Origin of the sequence: Streptomyces lasalocidi (genome assembly GCF_005280215.1) — a bacterium.
GTDB lineage: Bacteria > Actinomycetota > Actinomycetes > Streptomycetales > Streptomycetaceae > Streptomyces > Streptomyces longwoodensis.
This window is the reverse complement of the sequence record NZ_SZNQ01000001.1, coordinates 3,172,548-3,187,660: the sequence shown is the minus strand read 5'-3', so window position 1 is coordinate 3,187,660 and position 15,113 is coordinate 3,172,548. Positions and strand designations below refer to the sequence as shown.

The 15,113-nt window shown below is 73.9% G+C and carries 11 protein-coding genes; 3 read left to right on the top strand and 8 right to left on the bottom strand.

The window, feature by feature from the left end; translation table 11 throughout:
- Positions 1-31: 31 nt before the first annotated feature.
- Positions 32-1,510 (bottom strand): LCP family protein, encoded by a 1,479-nt coding sequence (locus E4U91_RS14100; RefSeq protein WP_137307183.1) that lies wholly within the window; start codon positions 1,508-1,510, stop codon positions 32-34.
- A 135-nt stretch (positions 1,511-1,645) separates the two neighbouring features.
- Here E4U91_RS14100 and E4U91_RS14095 point away from each other — a divergent pair, with 135 nt between their 5' ends.
- Positions 1,646-2,692, top strand: coding sequence for a glycosyltransferase family 2 protein (locus E4U91_RS14095; RefSeq protein WP_137307182.1), 1,047 nt, complete (start codon positions 1,646-1,648; stop codon positions 2,690-2,692).
- Positions 2,693-2,716: 24 nt separating this feature from the next.
- Here the strand turns inward: E4U91_RS14095 and E4U91_RS14090 are convergent, their stop codons facing one another.
- From E4U91_RS14090 to E4U91_RS14075, 4 genes are all read right to left on the bottom strand, one after another.
- A complete protein-coding gene (locus tag E4U91_RS14090) occupies positions 2,717-4,372 on the bottom strand; it encodes an LCP family protein (protein ID WP_137307181.1) in 1,656 nt (551 codons plus the stop codon).
- A gap of 130 nt (positions 4,373-4,502) precedes the next feature.
- On the bottom strand, positions 4,503-6,257 hold the full coding sequence (locus E4U91_RS14085; RefSeq protein WP_137307180.1) for an LCP family protein: 1,755 nt from the start codon (positions 6,255-6,257) through the stop codon (positions 4,503-4,505).
- Positions 6,258-6,499: 242 nt separating this feature from the next.
- Complete coding sequence (locus E4U91_RS14080; protein WP_137307179.1) at positions 6,500-7,657, bottom strand: LCP family protein; 1,158 nt, start codon at positions 7,655-7,657, stop codon at positions 6,500-6,502.
- A gap of 260 nt (positions 7,658-7,917) precedes the next feature.
- Positions 7,918-8,676, bottom strand: a complete 759-nt coding sequence (locus E4U91_RS14075) for a TIGR03089 family protein (RefSeq protein WP_137307178.1) — start codon at positions 8,674-8,676, stop codon at positions 7,918-7,920.
- A 140-nt stretch (positions 8,677-8,816) separates the two neighbouring features.
- Between E4U91_RS14075 and E4U91_RS14070 the strand changes: the two genes are divergently transcribed.
- Positions 8,817-10,295: a peptidoglycan recognition protein family protein gene (locus E4U91_RS14070; RefSeq protein ID WP_137307177.1), complete on the top strand. Its 1,479-nt coding sequence runs from the start codon at positions 8,817-8,819 to the stop codon at positions 10,293-10,295.
- Positions 10,296-10,420: 125 nt separating this feature from the next.
- Positions 10,421-11,503: a mannose-1-phosphate guanylyltransferase gene (gene manB, locus E4U91_RS14065; protein WP_137307176.1), complete on the top strand. Its 1,083-nt coding sequence runs from the start codon at positions 10,421-10,423 to the stop codon at positions 11,501-11,503.
- Positions 11,504-11,679: 176 nt separating this feature from the next.
- On the opposite strand, the gene E4U91_RS14060 is transcribed toward manB, so the two are convergent.
- The 3 genes from E4U91_RS14060 to cofD form a co-directional block, all read right to left on the bottom strand.
- Positions 11,680-12,687, bottom strand: coding sequence for a DNA-3-methyladenine glycosylase family protein (locus tag E4U91_RS14060; protein WP_137307175.1), 1,008 nt, complete (start codon positions 12,685-12,687; stop codon positions 11,680-11,682).
- An 87-nt stretch (positions 12,688-12,774) separates the two neighbouring features.
- Positions 12,775-14,112 (bottom strand): coenzyme F420-0:L-glutamate ligase, encoded by a 1,338-nt coding sequence (locus E4U91_RS14055; protein ID WP_137307174.1) that lies wholly within the window; start codon positions 14,110-14,112, stop codon positions 12,775-12,777.
- Entirely contained in the window at positions 14,109-15,068 is a 960-nt protein-coding gene (gene cofD, locus E4U91_RS14050) for a 2-phospho-L-lactate transferase (RefSeq protein WP_137307173.1), read from the bottom strand. The genes E4U91_RS14055 and cofD overlap by 4 nt, the downstream gene beginning before the upstream one ends.
- Positions 15,069-15,113: the final 45 nt, after the last annotated feature.

The following is a 15,113-nucleotide window of genomic DNA, read 5'->3' as shown; positions in this document are numbered from 1 at the left end:
CGCGACGCGCCCCGCGGGGCGGGGCCGGCGCTCACGAGCAGCCGGCCTCGTCCCCGCGCACGACCGCGGGGTCGGTCTCGCCCGGCTTCACCACCCGCACGGCGCGCACCGTGCGGAAGTCCGCCCCGGCGATCACCTTCAGGGTCGGGCCGAGCCCCTTCACCGGGCGCAGCTCGCTGCCCGGCAGGGCCGCCGCCAGTGACTTGGCGGAGCGGTCCCAGCGGGGGTCGTAGACCACGACCGTGCGCCGCGCCGCCTGGTCGGCGGCGGTGACCGGACGGCCCGTCGTGCGGAAGCCCGCGGCCGCCAGCGCCGCGTCCACGCGCCGGCCGAGGCCCGCGGTGCGGGTGCCGTTCTCCACCTGCACCCGGATCTGCTGCGGGGGCACCTCCACGGGCGCCGTCGTGGGCCGCGCCTTCGGCGCCACCGCCAGCGGCCGGTCCTCGCGCAGCGCCTGGAACAGCCGCCGCGACGCCACCGGGTCCCACTTCAGCGTCGAGCCGATGTCCTTGACCACGTAGCCCAGCTGACCGATCGGGACCGTGGTGAACTCCGAGGAGGAGGGGGAGAAGGTGCGCATCGCGCGGCCCAGGTCCAGCAGTTCGTCGGTGCCGAAGCCCCGGTCGGCGCGCACCGAGCCCAGCACCGCGCGGGCCACGTCCCGGAACTTCAGCGGGTTGAGCAGGATGCCGGAGGACGTCGCCCGGTCCACCAGGGCCGCCAGGAAGCGCTGCTGGCGCTTCATGCGGCCCAGGTCCGAGGAGGCGTCCGCGTGCCGGGAGCGCACGTACTGCAGGGCCTCGCCGCCCCGCATGGTGTGCCGGCCGGGCGCCAGGTCCAGGCCCGTGTAGGCGTCCTTGAGGGGCTCGCTCGTGCAGATCTGCACGCCGCCGAGGACGTCCACCGTCCGCATGAAGCTGGTGAAGTCGACCTCCAGGTAGTGGTCGATCTTCACGTGGGTCATGTTCTCGACCGTGCGGACCGTCAGCTGCGGGCCGCCCTCGGCGTACGCGGCGTTCAGCTTGAGCGGGTGCCCGGCGTGCCGCTCGCCGGTGGTGGCGTCGACGTGCTCGGGCGTCTCGGCGTAGGAGTCGCGCGGCAGGCTCACCACGCTCGCCCGCTCCCGGTCCTCGGAGATGTGCACGATCATGATCGTGTCGGTGCAGTGGCAGGGCTCCCCGCCGAGGCGGTACCTGCGCCGCTCCTCCTCGGTGATCCGGTCGCGCCCGTCGGTGCCGACCAGCAGCACGTTCATGCCGTGGCCCGCGCGCGGGCGGTTCTTCATGTCCTTGAAGGGGTCGACGCGGGCGATGTCGGAGTCGAGGCTGGTGACCAGCGAGTGCCCGATGCCGGCCGAGGCCAGCACCACCACGGAGAGCGTCATCGCGGCCCGCAGGGCCCAGCGCGGACGGGGGCGCCGTACGTTCGCGGGCGGGGCCGGGCGGGCTCCGGGCCGGGCGGGCGGACGCGGGGAACGGCGGGCGGGGGGCCGGGGCGGCGTGGCGGGCATGTGGGGGGACACCTCCGGGCGGCGGCCGTGCGTGGGCGAGCCGTGAGCACGGTAGGCCGATACGATCGGTGGACCGGTGCAGCAACCCCGGCGGGGCGCGGGCGTGTCCCCCGTTCGCGGTAACGTGAGCCCCCTATGAACGCCAAGTCCGACGTGCAGCTCCCCGCCGTGTCCGTGATCATGCCCGTCCTCAACGAGGAGCGGCACCTGCGCGGAGCCGTCCAAGCGATCCTCGCGCAGGAGTACGCCGGCGAGATGGAGGTCGTGATCGCCCTCGGTCCGTCCACGGACCGCACGGACGAGATCGCGGCCGCGCTCGTGGCAGAAGACCCGCGCGTGCACACCGTGCCCAACCCGACGGGCCGTACGCCCGCGGCGCTGAACGCCGCGATCAAGGCCTCCCGGCACCCGGTCGTGGTCCGCGTCGACGGCCACGGCATGCTCTCCCCGAACTACATCGCCACCGCCGTGCGGCTCCTGGAGGAGACCGGCGCGCAGAACGTCGGCGGCATCATGCACGCCGAGGGCGAGAACGACTGGGAGCACGCCGTCGCCGCCGCGATGACGTCCCGGATCGGCGTGGGCAACGCCGCCTTCCACACCGGCGGCCAGGCGGGCCCCGCCGAGACCGTGTACCTGGGGGTCTTCCGCCGCGAGGCGCTGGAGCAACAGGGCGGCTACAACGAGGAGTTCATCCGCGCCCAGGACTGGGAGCTGAACTTCCGCATCCGGGAGGCGGGCGGCCTCATCTGGTTCTCGCCCGAGCTCAAGGTGTCCTACCGGCCCCGCCCTTCGGTGCGCGCCCTGGCCAAGCAGTACAAGGACTACGGCCGTTGGCGGCACGTCGTGGCCCGCTACCACGCCGGGTCGATCAACCTGCGCTACCTCGCCCCGCCGACCGCGGTGTGTGTGATCGCGGCCGGGATCGTGGTCGGCGCCGTGCTGACCCCATGGGGCTTCCTCGTCCCCGGCGGCTACCTCGCGGCGATAGCCGCCGGGTCGCTCCCGGCCGGCAAGGGGCTGCCGCCGAAGGCGCGGCTGCAGATCCCCGTGGCCCTCGCGACGATGCACATGTCGTGGGGGTTCGGCTTCCTGACCAGCCCGAAGTCGCTGGCCAGGCGGGTCATCGCCTCGCGGCGCCCCGCGGTGCTCGCCGAGCCGCGCAGCGAGGGCGCCCTCTGACGTCCGGGTGTCCCAGGGCCCGGCCTACCAGACGTAGGCCGGGTCCACGTGCATGCACTGGCTGGTGTCGGCGGCGTTGATCGCCTGCGCCGAGTCGGGGGTCGTGTCCTTCTTGACGGGGGCCCGGTAGGCGGTGCCGGAGCGCCAGTCGGCGCCCACGACGAGCGTGATGCCGGAGACGTCGGTGGACTTCTTCACCGCGCTCGCCGGGAGGCCCAGGGCCCGCGCCACGACCTGCGCGTCGGCCTGGAGGTCGGCACTCGGGTAGCGCACGACCGTCGTCGGCTCGGCCGCGGCCGCGGTGTGGTCCGCGACCGCCCGCGTGAAGCCCTTGCCGGTCAGCAGGTCCGCGATCGTGCCGGCCCGCCCGCGGACCGCCGCCTGGGTGTCGGTGGCCGTGCCGTTGAGGACCTGCACCGCGATGGCGGCGGGCGCGTCGGCCGTGGCCGTCGGGGTGGCCGAGGCGGTCGCGGCGGGCTTCGGCTTGTCCTTGCCGTCGAGCGCGACGTCGTCGCGGACCATCCGGAACAGGGTCTCGGCGTCCTCGGTGGGCTCCACGCGGCTGCCGACGTACCGGTTGGGCATCGTCGTCATGGTGATCCGCTCGGTCGGCACCCGCTGGAGCTCGTCGGCGAGGTCGTACATCTTCTTGATGCTGTCCAGGCCGTTGTCGACGGTGATCGCCTTCGTCGCGGCCTCGGCGAGCTTGCGCAGCTTGTTGGGGCTGGTCAGCTTGGCGCTGGCGCGCAGCTCGCGGACCATCGAGTTCATGTACATGTGCTGGGCCTTGGCGCGGGCCAGGTCGGTGTCGTCCTCGAAGCCGTAGCGCGTGCGCAGCCACTGCAGGGCCTGCTCGCCCTTGACGTCGGTGGTGCCCTTGCGCAGCTTCAGGCCGGAGCCCTTGCCGGCGGAGGTGTGCGAGTAGACGTTGGCGTCGACGCACACCGGGACGCCGCCGATGGCGTCCGCCATCGACACCACGCCCGAGAAGTCGATCATCATGAAGTGGTCGATGTGGATGCCGGTGAGCTTCTCCCAGGTCGCCACCGTGCAGCCGGGGCCGCCGCGGCCCAGCGACTCGTTGGCCATCATCCGGCCCCGGGTCGCCGGGTAGACCTTGCCGTCGTCCGGGTCGGTGCACTTGGGCAGGGACAGCAGGGTGTCGCGCGGGATGCTCACCACGGACATGTTGGAGCGGTCGGCCGAGACGTGCAGCAGCATCTGGACGTCCGCGAGCGGGGGGCCGCCGAAGGTGTCCCGGGCGCCGCCGAGCTTCTGGTTCTCCGCGGTGTCGCGGGCGTCGGAGCCGATCAGCAGGATGTTCAGCGGGGTCTGCCCCGCCGCGTTGGCCTTGGTCTGCGCGGCCCGGTCCTTGGCGTCGCCGAGGTTGAGGTCGTCGCTCCTGATGTTGCCGTTGAGGTGCTGGTAGTAGAGATAGCCGGCCCCCGCCGTGCCGAGTATCACCACCGCCAGTACCGTCGCCGACCAGCGCAGCACGCGCCGTCTGCGCCGGGGGTGGCCGCCGCCCTTGCCGCGTCTGCCGCCCTCGCCGCCCTCACCGCTCGCGCCGTCGTCCGGACCGCCGGGTCCCGTGCCTTTTGTGGGTTCCTGGTCCTGCGGTGTGAGGGACATCGTGTCCTCGACCGCGGGAACCTCCCCCCGCACGCTGCTCTGCGCCATCCCCTGCCCTCCCCGCCGTGCACCCAGACACGGGTCTCCCACCCGCGTCGCGTTAGACGCGCGGGGCTGCTCTCTCGTTGTACGAGTCCGCCCCGCGTCTACCTAGACGCGTGGCGGACCGTTTCGGTCACTACTTGGCGCACTCGACCTTGTCCGCCGTGGACTTCTGCACCGTGTCCGGCACCGCGGTCGGCGCCGTCACCGAGACGCCCGGGCCCTTGAAGTCCTTGCCCAGGGTGAGGGTCATGGTCGGCAGCCCCTGGGCGTTGGTGACGCTCCGGCCCGGCTTGAGCGCCGTGCCGGGCAGCCCCATCACGGCGGCCAGCTTGCGTGCCTGGGCCGCCTGGTCGGGGGCGTACTCGAGGGTCGTGCTGCCCAGCTGCGCCGGGGCGTTGCCCGCGTTCTCCGACTTGGTCACGCCCTCATCGTTCTGCAGCCAGCTGAGAGTGGACTGTGCGCTGCCGGCCACGGCGCCGCCGTTGAGGATCCGCACCCGCACCTCGGACGCCGCGGACTGGGGGCCCTTGAGCCGGGCGGCGGCCGCGGCGGCGGCCGCGTTCTTGGACGCCTGTGCCTTCTTCTTCACCGCGGTGAAGGAGACGTCGTCCTTGATCATCTGGAAGACGGTGGGTGCCGTGCTCGCGTTGAGCACGACGGTGGCCTTCACCTTCTCCGCCGGGTTGTCGACGACCGGGACGGTGGTGAAGGTCAGGTTCTTGGTGTTGAGCTTGCCCAGCTCCATTCCCAGGTCCTTCAGCTTGTCGATGCTGTCCAGCTGGGAGTCGACCGTGAGCGCCTTGGTGCCCGCCTCCGCCAGCTTGATCATCTTGGTGGGGCTGGTCAGGGTGTCGTTCGACTTCAGCTTGCGCATCAGCGCGGAGAGGAACTGCTGCTGGATCTGGATGCGGCTCAGGTCGCCGCCGAAGCCCACCGAGTGCCGGGTGCGCACGAACGCCAGCGCCTGCTCGCCTTCGATCAGGTGCGTGCCCTTGCTCAGCTTCAGGTGCGAGTCGGCGTCGTCGATGTCCTTGGCCAGGCACACCTCGACCCCGCCGACCGCCGTGGTCAGCGTCTTGACCGCGTTGAAGTCGGCCACCATGAAGTCGTCCGGGGTGATCCCGGTCAGCTCGGTCACCGTGCGCATCGTGCAGCTGGGCGTCCGGCCGTCCTGGCCGAGGCTCGTGTTGAACCGGGCCTTCTCCGTGCCCTTGATGACCTTGGTGGAGCCGTCCTCCTGCTCGGTCGGGCAGTCCGGGACGTCCACGATCAGGTCGCGCGGGATGCTCAGCGCGGTCGCGTTGGTGCGGTCCTTGGAGACGTGCAGCAGGATCGTGGTGTCCGCGTGGCCGACGCTGCCCGCGTCGCCGTAGCCCTCGTTGCCCGCGCCCGTGCGCTTGTCGGTGCCGATCAGCAGGATGTTGATGGCCTTGTCCTTGTTGAAGCCACCGGTGCTCGCGCCGTCGTCGGAGACCGACTTGATGTTGCCGTTGAGGTGCTCCACGTACAGGTACGCGGCGCCCGCGGTGCCCACCAGCACGAACGCCATGATCCCGCCGGTCCACAGCAGGACCTTCTTGGTCTTCGACTTCTTCTTCACCGGCCGTCGGCCGCGCCGGCCCGGCGGCTCCTGCGCGGGGGCGCCGCGGCGCCTACGCTGCGGCGGCACCTCGGGCTCCGTCGCGTCCCGGTCGGGAGCGGTCGTACGGCCCCGGGTCCCCCTGCCCGAGGAGCCGGTCCGGCCGGGGGCGGCCGCACGCGGTCCGGGGACCGACGGTTGCGCTGCGGAAGGAGCCAGTCGCAGTTCGTATTCGCCGGTGTCCGGATTGAGCACCCACTGGTCTGCGGGGTCGATGTTCTCCGCCCGCCCACGGCCTTGCGCGTCCACGGTTGTCCGAATCCTCCGTAGGGGCCACGCGGCGCCTTCCCCCCTCAAAAGGCGCTCGGGACTTGTCACACAGTGCACGACCCCAGGACGGACCTCTGGCCGGGTGCACCGGATCGCTCACACTATCCGGCCGGTACGCCGTCGAGCGACGACGGTGACACATTCCACGTCCCTACAACCGGGCAATACGCCGCATTTCCCTGAACCCTGGTTCTTCCGTTGCGCTCCGCTTGGGCGGGCCTTTACCCGCAGATGTCGTCGGCGGCGGTCCGGCCGCGGAACGCGGCGGCGGACTTGTCGGCCGCCTCCCGTGCCGAGGCCGCGCTCACCGCGATGGGCCGGTCGGTGCGCAGCCGCCGGAAGAGGTTCTCCGCGGCCGGCTGCACGAGCTGGTCGCGGTTGGCGTCGTAGGCGTACGCCTCCCTCGGCACGGTCAGGAAGCGGACCCGTGAGGCGGGGATGTCGCGCAGGCCGCGCACCAGGTCGTACAGGCCGTGCAGGCTCGCCAGCGCCGGGTCGGTGGTCAGCGACGACGTCGCCGCGTCCAGCACCGGGTAGAGCTTCACCGGGTTCAGCAGGACGTCGTTGCCGCGCACCTTGGTCACCAGCGCGGACAGGAACCGCTGCTGGCGGTCCATGCGGTCGGTGTCGCTGCCGTTGCCGAGCGACTTGCGGGCCCGTACGTAGCCGAGGGCCTGTTCGCCGTCGAGGGTGACCCGGCCGGCCGGCAGCCGCAGCTTGGCCGCCTTGTCGTCGATGGGCTCGTCCAGGCAGACCTCGACGCCGTCCACCGCGTCGACCATGTCCTTGAACCCGCTGAAGTCCACCACGACGTGGTGGTCCACCCGCACGCCGGTCAGCTTCTCGACGGTCCGCACGGTGCACGCCGAACCGCCCGTCTGGAAGGCGTAGTTGAACATGGCGAACATCGGCTCGCCCCGGCTGCCGTCGCGCCGCCGGCAGCCCGGCACGTCCACCATGAGGTCCCGGGGGAGGGAGACGGCCGTCGCGGAGCGCCGGTCCGCGCTGAGGTGCAGCAGGATCGTGGTGTCCGAGCGCTCCGTCCCGGAGTCCCTGCCGTACTTGCCGTTGCCGGCGCCCGCCCGCGAGTCCGACCCGATCAGCAGGATGTTCTGCGCGCCCTTGACCAGCGCGGTGGGCCGCTCCTTCTCGTACCGGGCGAGCTCGGCGGCGGCGGCCTCGTCGGGGGTGATGTTGGCGCTGAGCTTGGCGTAGACGATCGACCCGGCGACCGAGACGCCGATCAGCGTCACGGCGGCGCCGAGGGCTCCGCCGTACAGCCAGCGGCGGCGCCGGCGGCGTACGAGCCCGGCGCGGCTGGCGTGGGCCCCGGCGGCCGAACCCGTCCGGGGCCGCGCGGACCGGCGTCCGTCGACCACACCCGCCACCACCCCTCACGTCGTCCAACGCCGTCAGTGCGGAGTCCTGCGCTTCGATCATCGGCCGGGAGGGGGTGGGGTGGGGGCGTGGGATGGGCCGAACGGGTGACGGGCCCTGCCGGGGGTGGGGCGGGGGCGGTGGCGGTGAGGGGGGGGTCAGGGGTGGTGCGCCGGGTGCGGGTGGGTGGGGGCTGGTCGCGCAGTTCCCCGCGCCCCTTGAGGTGGGTCGGGGTGTCGTCGGTCGTGAGGCCCGGGTCGGTTCAGCGGGCCGTGGACGTGACGCGTTCGCTGTCGATGCGCTTGGTGAGGGTTTCCTCGGATGCCCGGTCCAGGTGGCGGCACAGCACCACCGAGCCGCCGCTCGCGAGCGGTGCGTACAGGCCCGCGCTCAGGCCCTCCCAGGTGTCGTAGCCCAGCCCGGACAACAGTCGTGAGCCCGGGCCGAGCAGCCCCAGCGCCTCGGCCTCGCCGCGGGCCCGCTCCACGATCTCCGCCCCGGTGTACTCCGCCCCGGCCACGATCAGCGCCGGCTCCTCCGGGTCGACCGGCGCGTACGGCACGAAGCGGTCCCCGTACGTCGGCACCTCCACGGCGTAGTCGGCGTACCCCTGCGGCGGCCCCGGCACGAAGCGCCGCCCGAGCGGTGCCAGCGACAGCGCGTACCGCTCGCCCCGGCAGGCCCGGCCCGCCTCGATGCCGTCCGGCCCGGCCACCACGAAGTCCGCCCGCGCCGGATCGCCCGCGACGTCCGCGACGACGCCCACCGATGAGCACGCCACCAGCCACACCGCCGTCTGCCAGTGCGCGGGCAGCAGCAGCGCGACCCGGTCACCGGGCTCGGCGGACATCCCGTCCTGGAGGAGGTTCGCGGTCTTGGCCACCCAATTGGCGAAGGTGGCCACGGACAGTTCGACCCGTTCCCCCGTGGCGTCGTCGTAGAAGGTCACCAGCGGGCGCGCGGGGTCCGCGGCGAGCGCGGAACGCAGCAGGTCGGCAGGGGTGCGATCGGTGGCAGTCACCCGCGCAAGCGTACGCCGCCCCCGCCCGCCCCACCCGCGCCGCCGCCCGGCGGGGGGCCACCGGTTCGGCGGAACGGCGCCCGACTGACCGTCAAGTCACCGATGGACAGATATGTATGACTATGTCCAAGATCAGGGGCATGCACGGATTGCTTGCTACCTCACTCGGTGTCACCTGTGCGGCCACCCTCACCCTGCCCCTGGCGCCACCCGCCGGCGCGGCGCCGGAACCCCCGGCGCCGATGGCGCAGGCGGCGACCGCGGTGGCCGGGGCCGCCCGCCCGGACACGCCCCAGGACCCCGGCGCCCCGCCCCGCGCCGCCTCGGTCACCCCCGACCTCCCCGGCAGCACCCAGTCCCTGCCCCTCGCCCCCCTGGCCCGCGACCGGGCCCTCGGCGGCGCGGGCGACCAGGGCCTGCCCCGCCGCGACGTACGGCACTTCTCCCTTCTCGGTGTCGTCTGGACCGACCCCGACACCCCCCTGCACGGCCGCGTCCAGGTCCGCACCCGCGCCGCCGGCACCCACACCTGGTCCGGCTGGCAGGACCTGGAGACCCACAACGACGACCACGGCGCCGACCCCGGCACCGCCGAGCGCACCTCCGGGCACGTCCGGGCCGGCACGGCCCCCCTGTGGGTCGGCGACTCCGACGGCGTCGAGGTCCGCGTCCACGGCGAGGACACCGGCCGGCACGGCCGGACCGGCGCGGCCCGGGCCGCGCGCACCACCCCGCAGGCCCCCGCGGCGGCGCTCCCGAGGGGCCTGCGCCTGGAACTGATCGACCCGGGAGCCGAGGACGCCCGCGCTGCGCACTTCTCCGCCGAGGCCGCCGGGACCCGGCAGGTGCGGCCGGCCGCCCTGGGCGCCGAGGCGCGGGCGGCCTCCGCGGCCAACGCCGACCTGGCCCCCGTGGGCGCCCTGGAGATCCCCGCGCTCGACCGCGCACGGACGCGCAGCGAACTGCTCTCCCTGCGCTCGGGACAGCTGACGGCCGCTCAGAAGGCGAAGCCGTACATCGGCCCGCGCCCGCGCATCGTCACGCGCCGCGGCTGGGGCGCCGACGAGAAGCTGCGGGAGAAGTCCTTCGTCTACACGGCGAAGGTCAAGGCGGCCTTCGTCCACCACACCGCGACGGGCAACACCTACACGTGCTCCCAGGCCCCCTCGGTCATCCGCGGCATCTACCGCTACCACGTCAGGAGCATGGGCTGGCGGGACATCGGCTACAACTTCCTCGTCGACAAGTGCGGGACCATCTACGAGGGCCGGGCCGGGGGAGTGGCGAAGCCGGTCCTGGGTGCCCACACCCTCGGGTTCAACACCAACAGCATGGGCATCGCGGTGATCGGCACGTTCGGCAGCGCCAAGCCGCCCACCGCCGCGGTGACGGCCGTCGCCCGGCTGACCGCGTGGAAGCTGGGCCTCTACGGGGGCAATCCGAAGGGCAAGACATACCTGAAGTCCGGCGGTGGCAACCTCTACCGCAAGGGCAAGAACGTACGACTCAACGTCATCTCCGGCCACCGCGACGGCTTCGCCACCGAATGCCCGGGGCGGCAGCTCTACGGCAAGCTCGGCACGGCCCGCTCGTCGGCGGCGCGCCTCCAGGGGCGCTGAGGCCGGGGACCGGGACCGGCGTGCCGGGGAACCGCACGGCCGTCGACGGCGTCGCACACCGGTCTGCATACACTGACCGGCCGAAAGACAGTTCGGCCGGTCCCGGCAGGAAGCGAAGACGACAGGTGACAGAAGCGATCCTCCTGGTCGGCGGCAAGGGCACCCGGCTGCGCCCGCTCACGGTGCACACGCCCAAGCCGATGGTGCGGGCGGCGGGGGTGCCGTTCCTCACCCACCAGTTGGCACGGGCGAGGGCCGCGGGCGTCGACCACATCGTGCTCGCCACGAGCTACCTCGCCGAGGTCTTCGAGCCGCACTTCGGCGACGGCTCCGCGCTGGGCCTGCACCTGGAGTACGTGACCGAGGAGGAACCCCTCGGCACCGGCGGCGCGATCCGCAACGTCGCCTCCCGCCTGCGCTCCGGCCCCGACGACCCGGTCCTGGTCTTCAACGGCGACATCCTGACCGGGCTGGACATCCGCCGGCTGGTGGCCACCCACGAGGAGACCGGGGCGGACGTCTCGCTGCACCTGACCAGGGTGACGGACCCGCGCGCCTACGGCCTGGTCCCCACGGACGCCACCGGCCGGGTGCTGGCGTTCCTGGAGAAGCCGACCACGCCCGAGGAGATCGTCACCGACCAGATCAACGCGGGCGCCTACGTCTTCCGCCGCTCGGTCATCGACACCATCCCCACCGGCCGGCCCGTCTCCGTCGAGCGCGAGACCTTCCCCGACCTGCTCGCCGCCGGGGCGCACCTGCAGGGCATGGTCGATTCCACCTACTGGCTGGACCTCGGCACCCCGGCCGCCTTCGTGCGCGGCTCGGCGGACCTGGTCCTCGGCCGCGCCCCGTCGCCTGCGGTGCCGGGCCGCTGCGGCGACCGCCTCGTCCTGCCGACGGCCACGGTCGCCGCCGACGCGAAGCTGACCGGCGGCACGGTGGTCGGCGAGGGCGCCTTCGTCGCCGGGGGCGCCCGCGTCTTCGGCTCCACGATCCTCCCCGGCGCCGTGATCGAACCCGGCGCCGTCATCACCGACTCCCTCATCGGCACCCGCGCCCGCGTCGGCGAACGCTCCGTCCTCACCGGCACGGTCATCGGCGACGGCGCGGTCGTCGGCGCGGACAACGAACTCCGCGAGGGAGCGAGGGTGTGGTGCGACGCGAGGATCCCGGCGGGGGCGCTGCGCTTCTCACCCGACCAGTAGGCGGCGTTCCGCGGCGAGGCGTGTGCTCCCCGTCCCTCGCCTTCCGGCCGAGGGCACGTCCTCCCAGCCCGTCCGGCGTTCGAGGACGAGGCCCGTCCAGGGCCGAAGGGGGGTCTGGGGGCGCAGCCCCCAGCAGCCGCCCGGAGTCAGGAGCGCCCCTGAATCCCGACCGCCCGTCACAACCCCCGGATGTCGCCGACAGGCATCCGCGGAGCCCGCCGCGCCGGCCCCGCCCCACTCAGCAGGATCAACCGCGCGGCCCGGTGCCGCTGCCCCGCGTACGGCTCCAGCAACCGCAGCATCAGCGCGTCGTCCGCGTGCCGGTCCCCGGCCAGTGCCCACCCCACGATCCCCGGCAGGTGCAGGTCCCCGGTGGTCACCTCGTCCGCCGCCCCGTGGCTGCGCTGCACCGCCTCCGCCGACGTCCACGGCCCGATGCCCGGCACCACTTCCAGCCGCGCGCGGGCCTCCCGCGGCTCCATCCCCACCGCCTCCTCCAGCCGCGCCGCGACCCGCACGGCCCGCAGAATCGTCGAGGCCCGCTTGTTGTCGACGCCGGCCCGGTGCCACTCCCACGACGGGATCAGTGCCCAGGTCCGCGGCGCGGGCATCACCCACAGCCGCCCCCCGGCCGCGGGTCCCGGCGCCGGCTCGCCGAACTTCCGTACGAGCAGCCGCCACGCCCGGTACGCCTCGTCGGTCGTCACCTTCTGCTCGAGGACCGACGGGATCAGCGACTCCAGCACCAGCCCGGTCCGGGTGAGCCGCAAGCCCGGCCGCCGGTGCCGGGCGTGGGCCAGCAGCCGGTGCCGGGGCACGAACGCGGACGGGTCGTCGGCCGCTCCGACCATCTCCGGCAGCCGGTCGAGCAGCCAGTCGGCCCCGGGTCCCCACGCCTCGCCGCGCACCGCACCGCCGTATGCCGAGACCCGCAGCGTCCCGGGGCCGGCCGGGGTGAGGCTGGACCGCCACACGGACCCGTCGGGCATCGCCCGGAACGTCGGGTCGGCGGGGCCCCGCCGCAGCGGCCCGAGCACCAGCCCGAGGTCGAGGGGCCCGTCGGGCGCGTACGTCCGCACCCGCCCGGCGGTCGGCGCGGTCGCCGCCGGCCGGGCCGCGGGCACCACGACCTCGCCGCCGCGCGCGGTGGTGCGCGTGGGCCGCGGAGCGAAACGTCCAGCCACGAAGGGGGTCCCTAGGAGAACGAGGAAGGCAACCCCACGAGCGTAAGCGCACCCACGCCCGGAACCACCCCTCGCGTGTCCCCCGTCTCACCGGACCTCGATGAACACCCCCGTGTCCCGCTCGGCCCGGGGCCGGGGTTCCTCCGCCGGGTGCCCGACGGCCACCGCGCCCATCGGGTCCCAGTCGCCCGGCAGCCCCAGCACGTCCCGTACGACGTCCCGGCAGAACATCGTCGACGACACCCACGCCGAGCCCAGCCGCTCCCCGGCCAGCGCGACGAGGAGGTTCTGCACGCCGGCCCCGGCGGCCACCACGAACATCTCCCGCTCGGCCGCGTCCCGCCGGGCGTCGCCGTAGGTGTGGGAGCCGTCCATGACCAGGCAGGGCACCACCAGGTACGGGGCGTTGCGCAGGACGTCCCCGCGCCGGACCCGCCGGGCGATCGACTCCTCGCTCCGGCCGTCCCGGCGCAGGTCCGCGATCCACGCGTCGCGCATCGCGTCCAGCAGCCGGGTCCGGGACCCGGCGGACTCCAGCAGCACGAACCGCCACGGCGTCGTGTGGTGCGGGGCGGGCGCCGTCACGGCCGCCGCCACCGCCCGCCGGACCGCGCCGGGGTCGACGGGCTCGTCGGTGAAGGCGCGGACCGTGCGCCGCTGGGTGACCGCCAGCCGCACGGCCTCGGAGGTGCCCAGCCGGAACATGTCGTCCCGGGCCCCGCGCACCATGGCCCGGGCGCCGTCGTCGTCCCCGTGCGTGCCGCCGTGGTCCCCGTCGCCGGACGTTACGACGTGCGCCAGTCCGCGGACCACGGCCACCGGCCGTCCGGCGGCCTTGCCCTTGACGAGGTCGCCGGCGGCGGCCAGTTCGTCCGCCGTCGCCACGACCGTCGCGCTGAGCGGGTTGCCGTACGCGTCCGTGCCGCCGCGCAGGTCGTCCAGCACGCGGACGCCGGCGGCGCCGATCGCGACGTCCGTGAGGCCCGAGCGCCAGGGCCGGCCGGAGGTGTCGGTGACGACCACGCCGACGTCGACGCCGAGGGCGTCGCGCAGGCCCCGGCGGACGGCCCGCGCGGAGGCGTCGGGGTCCTCGGGCAGCAGCAGGACGGTGCCCGCGGGCGTGTTGGACGCGTCGACCCCGGCGGCGGCCATGACCAGCCCCTGCCGGTTCTCCACGATCCGCAGCGTCCCGCGCCGGGCCACGACGCGCACGGTCTCGGCGTCGATCGCGGCCTCCCGGTCGGCGGCCTCGACGATCCGCCCCTCCGCCTTGGACACGATCTTCGAGGTGACCAGGACGACGTCCCCGTCGGCGAGCCCCGGCTCGGCCGTGGCGATCAGCTTGGCCAGGTCGTCCCCGGGCCGCACCTCGGGCAGCCCCGACGGCGCCCAGACCCGGTACTCCTGCGCGACGGGCTCGCTCACGCTCCCCGCACCTCCTCGGCCAGCGCCAGCGCCTCCCGGGCCATCCGCGCCGTCGCCTCGAGGTCCGTCATCATCAGCGGTACGGCCCGGCACCGGATGCCGGCCGCCTCGACCCGCTCGACCGCGCCCGCGTCGACGGTGTCGACCAGCCAGCCGTCCAGCAGCCCCGAGCCGTAGTGCTCGGCGACCGCCGCGGCCGTGGACTCCACGCCGACGGCGGCGAGCACCTTGTCGGCCATGCCCCGCACGGGCGCGTCCCCGACGATGGGGGACAGCCCGACCACCGGCACGCCCGCGTCGGCGATCGCCTCGCGGATGCCGGGCACGGCGAGGATCGTGCCGACGGACACGACGGGGTTCGACGGCGGGAAGAGCACGACGTCCGCCTCGGCGATCGCCTCCAGCACGCCGGGCGCGGGCTTCGCCTGCTCGGCGCCCACCGGCACGACCGCCTGGGCCGGCACGGACGCCCGCAGCCGCACCCAGTACTCCTGGAAGTGAATCGCCTTGCGCTCCCCGTCGACCTCGACGGCGACGTGCGTCTCGACGCGGTCGTCGGTCATCGGGATCAGCCGCACGCCCGGCTGCCAGCGGTCGCACAGCGCCTCGGTGACCGCGCTGAGCGGGAACCCGGCGCCGAGCATCTGCGTCCGCACGATGTGCGTGGCGAAGTCCCGGTCGCCCAGTCCGAACCACTCCGGTCCGACGCCGTACGCGGCCAGTTCCTGCTTGAGGTGGAAGGTCTCGTCCGCCCGCCCCCAGCCCTGCTCCTCGTTGATGCCGCCGCCGAGCGTGTACATCACCGTGTCGAGGTCCGGGCAGACCTTCAGCCCGAAGAGGTGGATGTCGTCCCCGGTGTTGCCGATGACGGTGACGTCCGCGTCGGGCGCGGCCCGCTTCAGACCACGCAGGAACCGGGCACCACCGATGCCGCCTGCCAGAACCACAATGCGCATGGCCCAAGTCTTGCAGGCGGGTGGGACAACGCGGGGGGCGGTGAC

What these genes read in the sequence shown, in the direction of transcription:
- E4U91_RS14095 (WP_137307182.1), top strand. Translation starts at nt 1,646, where the DNA reads ATGAACGCCAAGTCCGACGTGCAGCTCCCCGCCGTGTCCGTGATCATG.
- E4U91_RS14090 (WP_137307181.1), bottom strand. Translation starts at nt 4,372, where the DNA reads ATGGCGCAGAGCAGCGTGCGGGGGGAGGTTCCCGCGGTCGAGGACACG.
- E4U91_RS14070 (WP_137307177.1), top strand. Translation starts at nt 8,817, where the DNA reads ATGCACGGATTGCTTGCTACCTCACTCGGTGTCACCTGTGCGGCCACC.
- cofD (WP_137307173.1), bottom strand. Translation starts at nt 15,068, where the DNA reads ATGCGCATTGTGGTTCTGGCAGGCGGCATCGGTGGTGCCCGGTTCCTG.
- E4U91_RS14100 (WP_137307183.1), bottom strand. Translation starts at nt 1,510, where the DNA reads ATGCCCGCCACGCCGCCCCGGCCCCCCGCCCGCCGTTCCCCGCGTCCG.